This window comes from Paenibacillus sp. FSL K6-2441, assembly GCF_037964765.1.
Lineage (GTDB): Bacteria > Bacillota > Bacilli > Paenibacillales > Paenibacillaceae > Fontibacillus > Fontibacillus phoenicis.
In genome coordinates this window covers 3,023,488-3,041,621 of sequence record NZ_CP150174.1, presented here as the reverse complement: position 1 = coordinate 3,041,621, position 18,134 = coordinate 3,023,488, and the positions used below count along the sequence as shown (strand labels likewise).

Genomic DNA, 18,134 nt, shown 5'->3' with positions numbered 1-18,134 from the left:
ATGATCAAGCGAATAAAGCTTCGAACACTGCTGATAGGGGGATGTATTACCCTCTTTTTTGCTGTATTGATCGGTAGAGCGTTTTGGCTGCAGGTCGTGCAAGCGGACTTTTGGCAGGCGCATGCGGAGGAGCTGTGGTCAACCAAAAAGTTGCTGCCCGCAACGAGAGGAACGATCACGGATCGGAATGGCGATGTCCTGGCGGTGGATGCTCCGGCTTACACGGTGGCCGTCAATCCCGAACTGATTAACAAGTACGGCCTTCAGGACGAGGTAGTTGAAGGGCTTGGCAAGGTCCTCGGTAAAGATGAAAGTGAACTCCGGAAAATCGTCAGTGCCAAAAAAGAGTCCGGCGAGTACTATACGCAACGCGAGGTTCGGAACGAGGGCTGGAAGATTGATCAAGACCTGAAGAATCAGGTGCAGGCATTGATCGACGAGCTGAAGGAAAAGCATAGCAAACTGCAGGACGTCGGCATTTACTTGATCAAGGATCAGAAGCGGTATTATCCGAATCAAAGCTTGGCTTCCCACGTCTTGGGATACATCGACCGCGAAGGCAAAGCCGTATCCGGTATTGAAGCCTACTTCGATGAGCAGCTCAAGGGCGTTGACGGTTCGCTCGAGTACAAGCGGGACGGCCGGGGAATTGAGATTCCGAAAGCCAGCGAAATTTATAACCCGCCGAAGAACGGAGACAACCTGAAGCTGACGATTGACTACACGATCCAGTACTACATCGAGCAGGCGATGAAGGAAGCGTACGATCAGCTGCAGCCGATCAGTATGACGGTGATTGCGGCCGATCCGAAGACGATGGAAATCCTTGGCATGGCGAATATGCCGACCTATAACCCCAATGAATATTGGGCGGATGTCGATCAGAAAAATTTCTATAACCACGCGATCAAATCCGTTTACGAGCCAGGTTCCACATTTAAAATCGTGACCTTGGCCGGGGCGGTACAGGAAGGCTTATTTAATCCAAATGCTACATACAAATCCGGCAGCATCCGGGTGCCGGGGCAAACGATTCACGACTTGAAGCGTTCCGGCTGGGGCGAGATCACGTATCTGGAAGGCGTGAAACGCTCCAGTAACGTCGCTTTCGTCAAGCTGGGTTACGAGATGCTGGGTCCGGAACGTCTGAAGACGTACGTCGATCAATTCGGATTCGGGAAAAAAACGGGCATCGAGCTGCCGGGGGAATCCAAAGGGATCGTGGATCCGGTGCAGCAGGCTGACTTTGCGGCGATGTCATACGGCCACGGGAAGCTGCTTGTGACGCCGTTGCAGCAAATTGTGGCGGTATCGGCCATCGCGAATGGCGGCAAGCTGATGGAGCCGCATATCGTCAAGTCCATCACCGATCCGCAAACCGGGGAGACGGTGGAAACCAAACCTAAAGTGCTTCAGCAGGTGATCTCTCCCGACAAAGCGAAAGAAGTTGGAACTTATTTGGAGCAGGTGGTCTCGGACCAAAAGATCGGGACGGGACGTCACGCCTACATCGAAGGGTATCGGGTTGCCGGTAAGACGGGGACTGCAGTAAAGGTAGTTAACGGCCAATATGATTACACGAAACAGGTCGTTTCATTTATCGGCTATGCGCCGGTGGATGATCCGAAGATCGCGGTTATCGTCTTGATCGACGAACCCAAGGACTCGGAACTGGGCGGGGGGGCCGCCGCCGCTCCGGTGTTTAAGCAGATCGTAAATCAAACGCTGCAGTATATGGGAGTTCCGAAAAAAATCGAAGGCAGCGCGTCCGGTAACTCCTCGAAGACAGCGGCTTCGGGACCAAAAGTTCCGGATGTCGGCGGGTTGCCAGTTCAACAAGCCAAGGACAAACTGTCGGCAAGTCGCATTTCCTATGCAACATATGGGAAAGGGGATACGATTATCTCCCAATTCCCGAAGGCGGGAACGACGCTCAAATCCGGGCAATTCGTTTACTTGCTTACGGAGAAGGGATCGGACATCAATGTGCCAAACCTGCAAGGCGAATCGCTGCGCGATGCCTTGGAGTTACTATCGGTCCTTCAAATCCCGGTTACGGCGAATGGGGAAGGCTACGTCGTCTCACAGGAGGTTGTCAACGAGAACGGCGGCAGACGTGTAATCCTTACCCTGGAACCGCCGGATAAGGAGGAAACTTCGTCCAACGATGAGCAGGTGGAGGATGCCTCAACCAGCGGCGATCAAGGGAACGATGCCGGAGAGAAGGAGACCTCGGACTCGCCATAGCTTGTTCTAACCCCTGGTTGTCCTGAATAGTCATGTGATGAGTGCAATCATGATGATGTCAGGATGGGTAAGGGGGGCGACCTGTGAAAGTATCCAGATTTACTGTACGACGAAGATTATTCTGGCTGTTAATGGTGTTGTGTTTGCTGTTTGCGGCGCTGGCCGTGCGTCTTGCCTACGTTCAAATCGGGAAAGGCGCTGAATTGTCCGCCAAAGCGGAGGATTCCTGGCGCCGGAACATCCCGTATTCGGCGAAGCGCGGCGAAATCAGCGACCGCAACGGCACGGTGCTTGCTTATAATATTACGACGCCAACGGTGATGGCCATTCCGGTGCAGATCAAAAATCCGGAGCAGACGGCCAAGAGCCTGGCGCCGCTGCTTGGGATGACCGAGGAATCGGTACTGAAGACGATCACCAAGAGACAATCCATAGTCAGGCTGCAACCCGGCGGACGCAAAATTACGATGGAAAAAGCGCAGCAAATTCGTGATTTGGCTCTTCCGGGTATTGTTGTTGCCGAAGACAATAAGCGCTACTACCCCTTCGGGGGATTGGCAGCACATATCCTGGGCTTCACCGGCGGCTACAACCAAGGCCTTACCGGCGTGGAAAGCAAATACGACAACCTGCTCAGCGGCATGAACGGAAGCGTGTCTTATTTGTCCGATGCCGGCGGGCGCTTGATGCCAGGTTCGTCGGAGAAATACGTGGAGCCGAAGGACGGCCTGAATCTGACGCTGACGATCGATAAGACGATCCAGAGCATCATCGAGCGGGAGTTGGATCAGGCGATGGACCGGCTGCAGGCTGATTCAGCGCTGACAATTGCGATGAACCCGAAGACGGGAGAAATCCTTGGCATGGCTGCCCGGCCGGGGTATGAGCCGGAAGCCTACCAAGAATATGATGCAGAAGTGTATAACCGGAATTTACCAATCTGGATGACGTACGAACCAGGTTCCACCTTCAAAATCATTACATTGGCTGCGGCATTGGAAGAGAAAAAGGTGGATTTGCTGAATGAGCGTTTTTTTGATCCGGGTTACGTCAAGGTGGGCGGGGCAACCCTGCGCTGCTGGAAGAAAGGCGGCCACGGCAGCCAAACGTTCCTTCAGGTCGTAGAAAACTCCTGCAACCCCGGGTTTGTCGCCTTAGGTCAACGGCTGGGGAAAGAAACGCTGTTCCAATACATCAAAAATTTCGGCTTCGGCAGCAAAACCGGCATCGACCTGAACGGGGAAGAGAACGGGATTCTGTTTAAGCTCTCGCAAGTAGGGCCGGTGGAACTGGCGACGACCTCGTTTGGTCAAGGCGTTTCGGTGACTCCGATCCAGCAGATTACGGCGGTATCCGCGGCGATCAACGGCGGCAAGCTGTATAAACCTTATGTAGCCAAAGCGTGGACGAATCCGGAGACGGGCGAGGTGGTTTCGGAGAACAAGCCGCAGCTGGTGCGGCAGGTCATTTCGGAAGAGACCTCCAAGCAGATCCGCATGGCGCTGGAAAGCGTCGTCGCTAACGGAACCGGCGGGAACGCGTTTATCGACGGGTATCGGGTTGGCGGCAAAACCGGGACAGCGCAAAAGGTTGTGAACGGGCGTTACTCGCAAAATGAACATATCGTTTCGTTTATCGGCTTCGCTCCGGCAGACGACCCGCAAATCGTCGTATACACGGCGGTGGATAACCCGCAAGGCATTCAATTCGGCGGCGTGGTGGCCGCTCCGATCGTACGCAACATCATGGAGGATGCACTGGAATATATGAAGGTTCCGCCTCGCGAGCAGCAGGTCAACAAGAAGTATAAATACGGAGAGACGCCAATCGTAACGGTACCTGATCTGATCGGCCACACGACCCAGGAAATCTACGAGGATTTGAACATGAACTTCAACCTGGCGAGATCCGGCACCGGCAATGTGGTGATCAACCAAGCTCCGAAAGCGGGGGCCCGGGTAGAGAAAGGATCGACGATCCGCATCTACATGGGGACAGAAGCGGAGGCAGAGCAACAGCATGATCATAACTCGATCACAAGTGAATAATAATCCTGAACTTAGTTAAATTTGGTGATAATATAGTATGAGTGTGTAGCGGTACAACACGCAGTTGAAAGACGGAGGGGTAACCTATGCTGCTTAAGAAACTAGCAACGTATTTTATGACATCGCAGATACGAGGGGATGGGGAAACGTCCTGTACGGGGATTGCGATCGATTCGCGCAAGGTACAGCCGGGGGATCTATTTATTTGCCTTCCCGGCCATACGGTGGATGGTCACGATTATGCCCGGCAGGCGGAAGAACAAGGTGCCGCGGCACTTGTAGTAGAACGGTGGCTGGACGATGTTGCCTTGCCGCAGCTTAAAGTCAAGGACAGCCGGCAGGCGATGGCTGTGCTCGGAGGCGTATTCTTCGGCGCGCCAAGCTCGCGGCTGAAAGTCATCGGCGTGACCGGCACGAACGGCAAGACGACCACCACTTATCTGATCGAGCGGATTTTGCAAGATCAAGGCAGGGAAACGGGATTGATCGGCACGATCCAACGCCGGTTCGCCGGGCAGACGTATCCGATGTCCGGGACAACGCCGGAGTCGCTGGAGCTGCAGCAATATTTGCATGACATGGCTGAAGGCGGCGGTGAGTATTGTGTAATGGAAGTGTCCTCTCATGCGCTGGCGCAAGGGCGCGTGAAAGGAACCCGCTTCCGGACGGCCGTTTTTACGAACTTGACCCAGGATCATCTGGATTATCATAAGACAATGGACGAATACCGCTGGGCCAAAGGATTGTTTTTCTCCCGACTGGGCAATACGTATGCGGAAAATCCAGAGGAGCGCAGCTATGCCGTGCTGAATGTTGACGACCCGGCGAGCGCTTATTTTGCCAAGCAGACGGCGGCTGAGGTGATTACGTATGGCGTGGAGCAAGATGCCGACGTTAGAGCCTCAAACATCTCGATTACCGCACGGGGGACGTCCTTCCACGTGGATACGTTCCGCGGGAGCGCAGATATCTCCTTGCGGATGGTAGGGAAGTTTAATGTGTACAACGCGCTGGCAGCCATCTCGGCGACGCTCTTGGAAGGCATACCGCTAGAGCAGATCAAGGCCAGCCTGGAATCGGTGAAAGGCGTTGAGGGCCGGGTGGAAGCGGTGGATGAAGGTCAGGATTTCGCCGTGATTGTGGATTACGCCCATACCCCGGACGGATTGGAGAATGTGCTGCGGACGGTGAATGAATTCGCGAAAGGCCGAGTGATTTGCGTCTTCGGCTGCGGCGGGGATCGGGACCGGAAGAAACGTCCGATTATGGGCCAAATCGCCGCGAAGTATGCAGATTACGTACTGGTGACCTCTGATAATCCTCGCACGGAAGACCCGCAAGCCATCTTACGGGACATCGAACAGGGACTCGTTGAGGACGGCGTGGATCAGGCGCGTTATGAGCTGATCGTCGACCGCCGCGAGGCCATCGGGAAGGCTATTGAAATGGCAAGCCGTGAGGATGTAGTATTGATTGCGGGGAAAGGCCATGAGACCTATCAATTGATAGGCTCCAAGGTGCTCGATTTTGACGATCGAATCGTTGCAAAAGAAGCGATAAGGGGTTTGGCAAAGTGATCAAAAGAAACTTAGCGGAAATTGCCGCGATGTGCGGCGGACAGATTCGGGAAGCGGGCGATGCCGGCATCGTGGTGCAAGGCGTTGTGACGGACTCCCGGCAAATAACGAAAGGCTGCCTGTTTGTGCCGCTGGCGGGAGAACGGTTCGACGGCCATGATTTCGCCTCGGACTGCCTGCAGGCGGGAGCAGGCGCTTGCCTGTGGGCACTCTCGAAGGGAACGCCGCCAGGCCCGGCCGTACTCGTGGACGATACGCTAATTGCGCTGCAGGCGCTGGCCAAATCATACTTGACCGAAACCGGAGCTAAAGTCGTCGGGATCACCGGAAGCAACGGGAAAACGACGACCAAAGACTTGGTTTACGCTCTTTTGTCTACGACTTATAAAGTGCATAAAACCAAAGGGAATTTCAACAACCATATCGGCCTTCCGTTAACGATCTTGGCCATGCCGGAAGATACGGAAATCGCCGTACTGGAGATGGGGATGAGCGGCCGTGGGGAAATCGAACTGCTTTCGAAGATCGGTGAACCGGAAACGGCGGTTGTCACCAACATTGGCGAATCCCACTTGCTGCAGCTGGGTTCGCGGGAAGAGATCGCAAGAGCCAAGCTGGAAATTCTAGCGGGCATGAAGCCGGGAGGACTGTTCATCTACAATGGGGACGAACCTCTCATCCCTAAAGTGTTGGCCGAGCCGTCTACGGTGAAGCCGGAAGGACTGCAAACGGCAACGTTTGGGCTGCGTCCGGAGAATGACCAGTATCCCACGGGGATCCTGTTTACGGACCATCAAACGTTGTTTACGCCGCATGGCAGTGAAGGCGATCCGCTGGAACTGCCGCTTCTCGGCGAGCATAACGTATCCAATGCGCTTGCGGCGATCACGGTTGCCCGTCATTACGGGGTGGGCGAAGCAGCGATCCGCGAGGGCTTCAGCAAAGTGGAGCTGACCGGAATGCGGATTGAGGTTATTACCGGACGGAGCGGCATTACGATCCTGAACGACGCGTACAACGCCAGCCCCACTTCGATGAAAGCGGCCCTTGGCGTTTTGGAGCATATGAAAGGGTATCGGAAGAAAATCGCCGTGCTCGGCGATATGCTGGAGCTGGGCGATTCCGAGGCAGATTACCATCGCGAAATCGGGGAGATGTTGACACCAGGTACGGTGGATCAGCTGTTCACCTGCGGTCCGCTTTCCCGCCACATCGCCGAAGGGGCGAAGAAACAGTTGGACCCGAATTTCATTCATGCATATACTGATAAGTCTGAACTGATCCGCAAGCTGGTTTCGTTGCTGCATCCGCAGGACGTCGTCTTGGTTAAGGCTTCCCGAGGCATGAAACTCGAAGAAGTCGTCGAAGCGATCAAAACTAGCGAGCTGACACACTAATACCGGCGAAAGGGGGGGATCCCATGGATTTTGGACTTATCTTGCTAACGATCGGCGTATCTTTTATTCTGGAGGTCATCTCGGCTCCGCTGATCATTCCGCTGCTGAGAAGACTCAAATTCGGCCAGCAAATCCGCGGCGAAGGGCCGCAAAGCCATTTGAAAAAGGCGGGAACGCCAACGATGGGCGGCATCATTATCCTATTGGCGTTTACGTTAGCTTTCTTGAAATTTTCCGTTGTGAATACCGACTTCTACGTGCTTCTGGTCGCCACGCTTGGCTTTGGACTGGTCGGATTTCTCGACGACTATATCAAAATTGTATTTAATCGGTCTTTGGGTCTCACACCCAGACAGAAATTGATTGGACAGCTGCTGTTCGCCGGAATCATGTGTGCCTTGCTCATCTCGGAGGGCCATAGCACAGCGATCGTTATCCCGGGGACGGACATTGCGTTTGACTGGGGCCCGTGGTTCTATTATCCGTTTATCGTCATTATGATGATGGCGGTGACCAACGCCGTGAATTTTACCGATGGCGTGGACGGCTTGCTGTCTGGCGTCAGCGCGATTGCACTGGGGGCGTTTGCGGTGATCGCCATGCAGGTGACTTCGCTTCCTGCCGCGGTTTGTGCGGCAGCCATGATCGGTGCCGTGCTGGGCTTTCTGGTATTTAACGCTCATCCGGCCAAGGTGTTCATGGGCGATACCGGTTCGCTGGGCATCGGCGGGGCGATTGGAGCGATTGCGATCGTCACCAAAACCGAGCTGTTGTTCCTGGTCATCGGCGGAATTTTCGTCATCGAAATGTTGTCCGTCGTCATCCAGGTCATTTCGTTTAAGACACGCGGCAAACGGGTATTTAAAATGAGCCCGATTCACCATCATTTCGAGTTGTCCGGATGGTCGGAATGGCGCGTTGACGTCACCTTCTGGGCGGTTGGACTGGTGCTGGCGGTCATAGGACTTTACTTGAACAAGGGGTTGTAATGAAGATGAATCATCCAGAAGAATACCGGGGACGTCAGGTTGTCGTTCTCGGTTTGGCGAGAAGCGGCGTTCAGGTCGCCAAAACCCTGCATCATTATGGCGCCGTCATCACGGTCAACGATAAAAAAGAACGAGAACAGTGTCCCGAAGCATCCGAATTGGAGGCTTTGGGAATTTCTGTTGTATGCGGAGGTCACCCGGACGATCTCATTCATGAGGGCGTTTCGCTGGTCGTTAAAAACCCCGGAATCCCGTATACCGCGCCTCCCGTGGCCAGGGCGATTGAGCTTGGCATCGAGGTTGTGACGGAGGTGGAGGTCGCTTATTTGATCAGCCCGGCTCCCATTCTCGGGATCACCGGATCCAACGGTAAAACGACCACGACAACGTGGATCGGCAACATGCTGGAGGCTGCCGGCATGAGACCGATTGTCGCTGGCAATATCGGCATCCCGCTGTGCGAGGCCGCTGAGGAGGCGGATGAAGGCAATTGGCTGGTCGCCGAGCTCAGCAGCTTTCAGCTGAAGGGGACCCGGGCGTTCCGCCCGGAGGTAGCCTGCTTGCTGAACGTGGCGGAGACGCACCTGGATTATCATGGGACAATGGATGATTACATCTCGTCGAAAGCCAAGCTGTTTGCGAATCAACGGGAAACGGACCGCGCCGTCCTCAATTGGGACGACCCCGTGTGCCGGGAGCTTGTGCCTTACATAAAAGCGAAGCTGATCCCTTTCTCCATGACCGAGGAGTTGCAGTCGGAGGGTGTTTACGTCGAGCCGGCATACATTCCGGACGTTGAAGACGGGCTGGCCCGCCGCATCATGTATCGGGGGGCTGATGGCGAGGTGCGTGTCATCATCGACATTGCCGACATCGCCTTGCCGGGCCGCTTTAACATCGAGAACGCGCTGGCGGCGGTTGCGGCGGCGATTGCGGCGGGTGCCGCACCAGAAGCGCTTGCGGAGCCACTGCGAACGTTCCACGGTGTGGAGCATCGTTTGGAGTATGTGGACGAGAAGCAAGGCGTCGTTTACTATAACAACTCCAAAGCGACCAATTCCAAAGCGACGGTCATGGCCCTCGGCGCGCTGCAGGCACCCATCGTGCTGATCGCCGGCGGTTTGGACCGCGGCTCGGATTATATGGAGCTGCTGCCGGTTTTCAAAGAGAAGGTGAAAGCCGTTGTGGCGATGGGGCAAACGAAAGAAAAAATTGCTAGAGTCGCTGAGCTGGCGGGTCTATCGCACATCGTGCTGGTCGATACTGTGGACAGCGCCGCAGATACGCTGCGTGCTGCGCTGAAGGAGGCTGCAAGCCTGGCGGAGCCGGGAGATATCGTTCTGCTCTCGCCAGCCTGTGCCAGCTGGGATATGTTCCCTTCCTATGAGGAGCGTGGACGCATTTTTAAAGAGGCGGTGCATACCCTTTAAGTAGGGGGGTGGAAAAGCCCCTACTTTCGGTTAAGAGGTGGCATCCACGATGGGCAAGAGCCGTACGGCGCCGGATTTTTGGCTGGCGGCCAGCATTCTCGGATTGCTGGCGATCGGAATCGTAATGGTATACAGCGCGGGTTCCGTACTCGCTTTCCATGATTACGGCGATTCTTTCTATTTCGTCAAGAGGCAGCTGCTCTTTGCTGTACTTGGGTTAATCGCGATGTTCCTGATGATGAATGTAGATTACCGTCTGCTGCGGAAATACGCCAAAATCGGGCTGGTTCTATGCTTCATCCTGCTCGTGATCGTGCTGATTCCCGGTATCGGGGTCGTGCGCGGCGGGGCGCGCAGCTGGCTGGGCATCAGCTCGTTTGGGATTCAACCCTCCGAGTTTATGAAGCTTGGCATGATCTTGTTTCTATCCTATTGGCTGAGTAAGGAAGATTACAAGATCACGAATTTTACGAAAGGCCTGCTGCCGCCGCTTGGGATTATCGGACTTGCCTTCGGCTTAATCATGCTTCAGCCCGATTTGGGGACGGGGACGGTCATGCTGGGCGCTTCCCTGTTGATCGTGTTTACCGCAGGTGCACGCATTCGGCATTTAGCCGGCCTGGCGGCCGTGGGAGCGCTGGGCTTCGTCGGCTTGATCCTGGCAGCGCCTTACCGGCTGAAGCGGATCACCGCCTTCCTTGATCCCTGGTCGGACCCGCTGGGCGCAGGATATCAGATCATCCAGTCGCTGTATGCGATTGGACCCGGCGGATTGGCGGGCTTGGGACTGGGGATGAGCCGGCAAAAATACAGCTACGTGCCGGAGCCGCAAACCGACTTTATCTTCTCGATCCTAGCAGAGGAATTAGGTTTTATCGGCGGACTTTTGGTTCTGTTATTGTTTTTAATTTTAGTATGGCGCGGTATGCGCGTTGCCATGACCATCGACGATCTGTTTGGCAGCTTGCTTGCCGTTGGGATCGTTGGCATGGTTGGCGTGCAGGTCGTGATCAACATCGGCGTTGTCATCGGCCTGATGCCGGTCACCGGCATTACGCTGCCGCTGATCAGTTACGGAGGATCTTCGCTGACGCTGATGCTGACCGCGCTGGGCATTCTACTGAATTTATCCCGTTATGCGAGGTGAGAATATGCGCGTCGTACTAAGCGGCGGCGGAACCGGGGGGCATATTTACCCGGCTCTGGCCGTCGCCAGCCAATGCGCCAAGGAATTTCCCGGCTCCGAATTTCTGTACATTGGAGGCAAGCGCGGGCTTGAAAGCTCGATTGTTCCGCAGCAAGGAATTCCGTTTGAAGCGATTGAGATTACCGGCTTCCGTCGGAAGCTGTCATTCGATAATGTGAAAACGGTCATGCGTTTTCTCAAGGGAGTGCAAACTTCCAAGAAACTGTTAAAACAATTTAAGCCCGATGTCGTCATCGGAACCGGCGGATATGTCTGCGGTCCGGTGGTGTACGCTGCGGCCAAGCTGGGCATTCCCAGCATCATTCATGAACAGAACGCCATTCCGGGCTTAACGAACCGCTTCCTGAGCAAATACGCATCGACGGTTGCCGTCAGCTTCGAGGGATCGGAAAAGGCGTTCCCCGCAGCTCGAAACGTCATTTACACGGGAAATCCGCGGGCGACAACCGTATTTGCAGCCGATAAACAAAAGGGCTTTGAATCCCTTGGTTTGCCGCCTAGCAGCTCGGTTGTCCTTGTGGTCGGCGGCAGTCAGGGAGCTCGAGCCATCAATCAAGCGATGGTTGAAATGGCTCCGCTGCTTAAACAGTCCGAACACTTAAAATTTGTGTACGTCACCGGAGACCGCTATTATGCCTCGACGGTGGAGGCGATTTCGGCGAAATTGGGCGAGTTGCCCGCCAATCTGCAGGTGCTTCCTTATGTGCATAACATGCCGGAGGTTCTGGCCTGCACCTCGCTGATCGTGAACCGTGCTGGGGCTTCTTTTTTGGCGGAAATTACGGCGCTGGGGATCCCCGCGATTCTGATTCCATCCCCTAACGTGACGAACAATCATCAAGAGAAAAATGCCCGCGCGCTGGAGAGCGCCGGTGCCGCCGAAGTGATTTTGGAGTCGGAGCTGACGGGACGCAGCCTGTATGCGTCCATCGAGCGCGTGATGAGCGATTTGCGTCGGCACAGCGCGATGTCGACCGCTTCCCGTGCCTTGGGCAAACCGGATTCCGCTCATCTTATCGTGGAAGAGATGCGGAGGCTCGTCAAACACCAATAAGGCGCTGTTCATGGGCGGCGTAAGGCCTTGTGCCGAGGGCTGGGCGATTGTCACACTCTCCGTGAGGGAGGCATAAGATACTCTATAAATCGTGACAACCAAGCGGGGCAAGATGATCACCCTGCAGGACCCGGGCTCCGGCAGTCATCGGCTGCCGATATGGAACAGTGGCACCCGGCGAAATACCGCCGAAGGTATCCGCCATTCAAGTCAAGGAGGGTTATACGATGCAGCAGTGGATATCACAATTGACCAGGCTGGAGGCCTTGGAGGTGTTGCCGAATGAGCCAATGTCGAAGTACACGACTTGGAAAATCGGCGGTCCGGCGGATGCGATGGCCGTTCCACAAACGACCCGGCAGCTTGCGGAGCTGATGCGCTTGCTCCACGCAGAAGGAATCCCGTGGATGATGATCGGAAAAGGCTCCAATCTGCTGGTTTCCGACAAAGGCATCCGAGGCTGCGTCATCCGGCTGGGTGGTGAGTTCGAGCAGATTGTTTTCGACGGTACGGAAGTCAGCGCCGGAGGAGGCGCATCCACCGTCCGGCTCAGCATCATGGCGGGCAAAGAGGGGTTAACCGGGCTGGAATTCGCCGGGGGGATCCCGGGTACGGTCGGCGGCGCCGTCTACATGAATGCCGGTGCCCACGGGTCCGATGTGTCACGTATATTTAAATCCGCTGACATTGTTCTGGAGACGGGTGAATTGGTCACATACACAGCGGAGGATATGAAGTTTGCCTACCGGCATTCCGTCCTGCATGAACAGCGAGGGATCGTGGCTCAGGCACGTTTTTCGCTTGCCGCGGGTGACCGGCTGGAGGTCGCGGCGGCCATGGCGGCGTACAAGGACCGCCGCCGTAAAACGCAGCCGCTCTCGCAGCCTTGTGCAGGCAGCGTATTTCGCAATCCGCCCGGCGATCATGCCGCCAGGTTGATCGAAGCGGCGGGTCTCAAAGGGATGAAGGTCGGCGGGGCTGAAGTGTCCACGCTGCATGCCAATTTCATCGTCAATACCGGGCAAGCGACAGCAGAGGACGTTCTTGCGCTCATGGAGCAAGTCAAGGCAGCCGTCCAAGATCAATTTGGGGTGGCGCTGGTGCCGGAGGTCTTCTTCGTGGGTGAACGGTAAACTCGGAGGTGATACATTGGACAAATTGGTGATCGAAGGCGGGAAACCCCTATCAGGAACCATTCGTATCCATGGAGCGAAAAATGCCGCACTGCCGATTCTGGCCGCATCGCTGCTGGCGGAAGGTAAGGTGCAACTTCGAAATGTCCCCCGCCTGCTCGATATTGATGTCATGTTAGGCATTCTCGGTCGACTGGGCTGTAAAGCCGTCCATTTGGGAGATACGGTGACTGTCGATACCTCGGGAGCAGATTCCAGCCATGTTCCTGAGGATTTGATGAAACAGATGCGCTCCTCCATCTTTTTGATGGGGCCGCTGCTTGCCCGGTTTGGGGAAGTATGCATCTATCAGCCGGGAGGCTGTGCGATCGGGGAACGGAAAATCGATCTGCACTTGAAGGGACTTGAAGCTTTAGGAGCGAAGATTGAAGAGCACGATCAGCAAATATGGTGCAGAGCCAGCAAGCTGGTTGGTACCGACATCCATCTGGATTTCCCCAGCGTGGGTGCAACGGAGAACATCATGATGGCGGCAGCGTTGGCTGAAGGCACAACCATGATTACGAACGCAGCACGGGAGCCGGAGATTCAGGATTTGCAAAACTTCTTGAATGCCATGGGCGCCAGCATCATCGGCGCTGGTACCGACACGATTACGATCAGAGGAGTGAAACGCCTCTTCCCTTGCGATTACGAGATTATCCCGGACCGTATCGTTGCGGGTACTGCTTTAATTGCCGTTGCCGCCACCCGCGGCAGCGTAACGCTAACCCACAGCAACCCTTCGCATCTGGTTTCGCTGCTGCACGTGCTCAAGCGGGCCGGTGTTCAAATCGGAGTGAGCGATGATATAATAACGTTGAGCAGTGCAGGCCGTCCGAAAGCGGTGGAACGGATTGTGACCTCACCTTATCCTTCGTTTCCTACCGATTTGCAGTCCCAAGTGATGGTACTGTTATCCTTGGCGGACGGAATGAGCGTGATGAAAGAAACCGTGTTCGAAGGCCGGTTCAAGCATGTGGGCGAGCTGGTTCGCATGGGAGCCGACATTACGGTGGACCTGAATTCCGCGTTTATTCGCGGGGTGCCCCGGCTTTACGGCGCGACCGTGGAAGCAACCGACCTGCGTGCAGGGGCGGCGCTGGTGATCGCCGGCTTGGCGGCCCAGGGTCAAACCGTGGTGGAGCAGGTTCATCATATCGACCGTGGTTATGATCGGATCGAAACGATGTTCCAACGGCTTGGAGGCTCGGTACGCCGTGAATCTCCAGCCTTGCGTCAGCTGGATCTGGCCTAGGTCAATGTGATGCTGATTCGCGAAACCTTCGTAGTATAGCCCTAAACTTTTGTCCCCTCCCCTGGAGGGGATAATAAGCTTTGTAATACTTATTCAGAAAGTTGCGGAGAAATGACATGCCAAAAGCGAATGTACCCGTTCTAAAAGAACCTGCGCCCAAGAAGAAAAGCGGACGAAAAATCAAAACCATACTTATCTTGCTGTTCCTCGCGTTATTATGCGTTCTATTTTTCCGTTCAACTCTGAGCAAAATTTCTGTCATTACGTTTGAAGGCAATACGTATACGACGGAGATGGAGCTGTTGGGCGCCACAGGGCTTCAGGTGGGTTCGCCGTTTTTTGCGGTCAGTGCCGATCATATCGCCCGCAAGCTGGAAGAGATTCCTTCGGTGAAGCAAGCTGAGGTAGACAAAACGTTTCCCGGCAGCGTAACGATCCATATCGAGGAATATCCGATTGCAGCGTATGTGCTGTCAGAGGACGGGAAGCTGCGAGGCTTGCTCGCCAACGGAACGCGCATCGACCTGAAGGACGGGGCGATGCCGGTGGACAAGCCGATATTAACCGGTTGGAAGGACGATGACGAGGGCTTGGTCAAACTTTGCCAAACGCTGTCGCAAATTCCGGACGAGCTGACCGCAGACATTTCGGAGATCGTACCTTCACCAACGTTGTCTTATCCGGACCGAATTAAGCTGTATACCCGGTCCAAATTCGAAATCATTTCAGCCACTTCCCTCCTAGCCAAAAAGGCGGAATACATGAACGAAATTCTGCAAACACAGGATCCTGGAAAGCTGACGATGCTGGACGCGGATTCTTATGTTCCTTACTCCACGACGGAGGACGGAGACGATGGACAAAATGATACTACTCATGATTGAAAAACAATGATAAAATACATTTTATGGGCTAGTTGGCGTTCTCCCTCTTTTTTCTTCTAATTTTTCAGATAGGGGCAGGGTCTCTGCCACAGTCAGGTTACTTCCTGTCTATGAGATGTAAAAAGTTGGAAGCCAAAAAATTTGTAGAAAAAAGAGGGAAAGGTTAAGTGGCGTTGAATTAGTAGATAGTGCATCTAACACGGCAAGTATATTTTGCAAGTATATTTTGATGGGGAAATAGGAGGTGCCAGGGGCTTGAGCAACAATGACATCATTGTTAGTTTGGACATCGGTACATCCAAAGTTCGTGCTATTATTGGGGAAATTAATAATGGAACCTTTAATATTATTGGGGTTGGATCTGCCGACTCGGAAGGAATTCGAAAAGGCGCGATTGTAGATATTGACCAAACGGTGCAATCGATCCGCAGCGCTGTGGATCATGCAGAACGGATGGTAGATATTCAAATATCTGAAGTGTATGTCGGCATTTCGGGAAATCACATCGGACTCCAAACGAGCCACGGGGTTGTAGCCGTACAAAATGAAGACCGGGAAATCGGTGAAGAAGACATCGAGCGGGTCCTGAAGGCGGCCGAGGTGATCGCCCTGCCGCCGGAACGAGAAATTATCGATGTGGTGGCCAAGCAATATATCGTGGACGGACTGGAAGGGATTTCGGACCCGCGCGGGATGATTGGCGTTCGGCTGGAAGTGGAAGCGACGATCGTCACCGGCTCCAAGACGGCGATTCACAATCTGCTTCGCTGTGTGGAGAAGGCCGGCCTTAAGGTTCGGGATCTGATATTGCTGTCGCTTGCTGCCGGTCAATTGGCGTTGTCTAAAGACGAAAAAACGATGGGATCCGTCCTGGTAGACATCGGTGCGGGTTCCACGACGATCGCTGTATTTGAAAGCGGCACGATCGTTGCGACATCCACGCTTCCGATTGGGGGAGAATTTATAACGAACGACATTGCCTACGGTCTTCGGACGTTAACGGATCATGCGGAGAAGGCGAAGTTGAAATACGGCTGCGCTTCAATCGAGGACGCGGCGTCGGATGTAACCTTTAAGGTGACACGGATCGGAAGCAATGTGGACAAGGAGTTTACGCAGGAGGATTTAGCCGCGATTGCGGAGCCGCGCGTACAGGAGATTTTTCAGTTGATCCGCCAGGAAGTCAAGCGTCTTGGCTACAGCGAGCAGCCGGGGGGATATATCCTGATCGGCGGTACGGTGTCCATGCCGGGATTGCTCAAGATTGCCCAGCAGGAGCTGGAAGCTTCGGTTCGAATTGCTGTGCCTGATTTCATCGGCGTTCGTGATCCTTCTTACACCGGCGGGGTGGGAATTCTGCATAAGGTGGTCAGAAACATGCGGATCCGCAGCGCTTCCAGCCCGAAGAAGAACGCGAACCGGAGCAAGGCTCCGGCACCGCAGGAAACCGTTCGGAAGAGCGGATTGATGGAACGACTCAAGAACTTGTTTAGCGAATTTATATAGTGGTTCAGGAATGATGCATGGGCGATCCATGCATATTGAGGGGGAGATGGAAGAGTATGTTGGAATTTGATTTCGAAATGGAGAGCTTGGCACAAATCAAGGTGATCGGGGTTGGCGGCGGCGGAAGCAACGCGGTTAACCGAATGATCGAGAACGGCGTGCAGGGCGTGGAATTTATTACGGTCAACACGGACGCTCAAGCGCTGCATTTGGCCAAGTCCGAACATAAATTGCAAATCGGGGACAAGCTGACCCGCGGTCTCGGCGCCGGAGCCAATCCGGAGGTGGGTAAGAAAGCGGCAGAGGAATCCCGCGATTTGATTGCCAATACGTTGAAAGGCGCCGACATGGTGTTTGTTACTGCCGGTATGGGCGGCGGTACGGGAACTGGTGCAGCGCCGGTTATCGCCGAGATCGCCAGAGAATGCGGCGCGTTGACGGTTGGCGTCGTGACCCGTCCGTTTACGTTTGAAGGCCGCAAGCGCTCCACGCAAGCGGAGATGGGCATTGAAGCATTGAAGGAAAAGGTAGACACGCTGATCGTCATTCCGAACGATCGCTTGCTTGAGATTGTGGATAAGAAGACGCCGATGCTGGAAGCGTTCCGCGAAGCGGACAACGTCCTGCGTCAAGCCGTGCAAGGCATTTCTGACTTGATTGCCGTGCCGGGTCTGATCAACCTCGACTTTGCCGACGTGAAGACGATCATGACTGAGCGCGGATCCGCTCTGATGGGTATTGGTCTTGCAACCGGTGAGAACCGTGCTGCCGAAGCTGCACGCAAAGCAATCATGAGTCCGCTCTTGGAGACTTCAATCGAAGGGGCACGCGGCGTCATTATGAACATTACCGGCGGGGCCAACCTGTCGTTGTATGAAGTTAATGAAGCAGCAGAGATCGTGATTGCCGCTTCTGACCCAGAAGTGAACATGATTTTCGGTGCAATCATCGATGAGAATATGAAAGAAGAGATCAAAGTTACCGTGATCGCCACGGGGTTCGAGAACAAGCCGATGCCTAGCCGCAAGCCGGCAGTGTCTGCCCCTGGTGCTCCGGAGCCGCAGGAAACCCGATCGACCTCCACGCTGAGACCGTTCGGCAACCAGCCTAGCGGCGACCAACTGGATATTCCGACGTTTCTTCGTAACCGTTCGCGGAACAACAACGAATAGGTTAGGAGCTATTAAACGTCTTCCCCGAGACCTTGACCCGAGTATGGGCCAAGGTCTTTTTTTCTCTCCTCCAGTCCTGCGAATCTCTTCAGCGATGTCGACAAAAATAGTGGCATTCTACTTTCAATTTTAGACAGACTTTATCGCTCGTTCTCTTTATACTGATAACCATCTACCCAGGCAGGTGAATGCC

General features: G+C 54.6%; 13 protein-coding genes. All 13 read left to right on the top strand.

The window, feature by feature from the left end; all coding sequences use genetic code 11:
* Positions 1-2,247 carry a penicillin-binding transpeptidase domain-containing protein gene (locus NSQ80_RS13990; RefSeq protein WP_009225595.1) on the top strand — a complete coding sequence of 749 codons (2,247 nt, stop codon included), beginning with the start codon at positions 1-3 and terminating at the stop codon, positions 2,245-2,247.
* 83 nt (positions 2,248-2,330) lie between these two features.
* On the top strand, positions 2,331-4,295 hold the full coding sequence (locus NSQ80_RS13985) for a stage V sporulation protein D (RefSeq protein WP_009225596.1): 1,965 nt from the start codon (positions 2,331-2,333) through the stop codon (positions 4,293-4,295).
* A gap of 86 nt (positions 4,296-4,381) precedes the next feature.
* Positions 4,382-5,872 carry a UDP-N-acetylmuramoyl-L-alanyl-D-glutamate--2,6-diaminopimelate ligase gene (locus NSQ80_RS13980; RefSeq protein WP_009225597.1) on the top strand — a complete coding sequence of 497 codons (1,491 nt, stop codon included), beginning with the start codon at positions 4,382-4,384 and terminating at the stop codon, positions 5,870-5,872.
* Entirely contained in the window at positions 5,872-7,269 is a 1,398-nt protein-coding gene (gene murF / locus NSQ80_RS13975; RefSeq protein WP_311202267.1) for a UDP-N-acetylmuramoyl-tripeptide--D-alanyl-D-alanine ligase, read from the top strand. The genes NSQ80_RS13980 and murF overlap by 1 nt, the downstream gene beginning before the upstream one ends.
* A 23-nt stretch (positions 7,270-7,292) precedes the next feature.
* Entirely contained in the window at positions 7,293-8,258 is a 966-nt protein-coding gene (mraY, locus tag NSQ80_RS13970; RefSeq protein ID WP_323076978.1) for a phospho-N-acetylmuramoyl-pentapeptide-transferase, read from the top strand.
* Between the two features lie 5 nt (positions 8,259-8,263).
* Positions 8,264-9,688, top strand: coding sequence for a UDP-N-acetylmuramoyl-L-alanine--D-glutamate ligase (murD, locus tag NSQ80_RS13965; RefSeq protein WP_036645666.1), 1,425 nt, complete (start codon positions 8,264-8,266; stop codon positions 9,686-9,688).
* Positions 9,689-9,737: 49 nt separating this feature from the next.
* Positions 9,738-10,835, top strand: coding sequence for a stage V sporulation protein E (spoVE, locus tag NSQ80_RS13960; protein WP_009225601.1), 1,098 nt, complete (start codon positions 9,738-9,740; stop codon positions 10,833-10,835).
* A gap of 4 nt (positions 10,836-10,839) precedes the next feature.
* Positions 10,840-11,949 carry an undecaprenyldiphospho-muramoylpentapeptide beta-N-acetylglucosaminyltransferase gene (murG, locus tag NSQ80_RS13955; RefSeq protein ID WP_339299502.1) on the top strand — a complete coding sequence of 370 codons (1,110 nt, stop codon included), beginning with the start codon at positions 10,840-10,842 and terminating at the stop codon, positions 11,947-11,949.
* A 227-nt stretch (positions 11,950-12,176) separates the two neighbouring features.
* Positions 12,177-13,082 (top strand): UDP-N-acetylmuramate dehydrogenase, encoded by a 906-nt coding sequence (gene murB / locus NSQ80_RS13950; RefSeq protein ID WP_009225603.1) that lies wholly within the window; start codon positions 12,177-12,179, stop codon positions 13,080-13,082.
* Positions 13,083-13,098: 16 nt separating this feature from the next.
* Positions 13,099-14,379 carry a UDP-N-acetylglucosamine 1-carboxyvinyltransferase gene (gene murA, locus NSQ80_RS13945; protein ID WP_009225604.1) on the top strand — a complete coding sequence of 427 codons (1,281 nt, stop codon included), beginning with the start codon at positions 13,099-13,101 and terminating at the stop codon, positions 14,377-14,379.
* Between the two features lie 116 nt (positions 14,380-14,495).
* Positions 14,496-15,263, top strand: a complete 768-nt coding sequence (locus NSQ80_RS13940) for an FtsQ-type POTRA domain-containing protein (protein WP_009225605.1) — start codon at positions 14,496-14,498, stop codon at positions 15,261-15,263.
* Between the two features lie 255 nt (positions 15,264-15,518).
* Positions 15,519-16,769 carry a cell division protein FtsA gene (gene ftsA, locus NSQ80_RS13935; RefSeq protein WP_009225606.1) on the top strand — a complete coding sequence of 417 codons (1,251 nt, stop codon included), beginning with the start codon at positions 15,519-15,521 and terminating at the stop codon, positions 16,767-16,769.
* Positions 16,770-16,825: 56 nt separating this feature from the next.
* The gene (gene ftsZ / locus NSQ80_RS13930) at positions 16,826-17,941 is read left to right on the top strand and encodes a cell division protein FtsZ (protein ID WP_036645617.1); all 1,116 of its coding nucleotides are present in this window, start codon (positions 16,826-16,828) and stop codon (positions 17,939-17,941) included.
* Positions 17,942-18,134 lie beyond the last annotated feature (193 nt).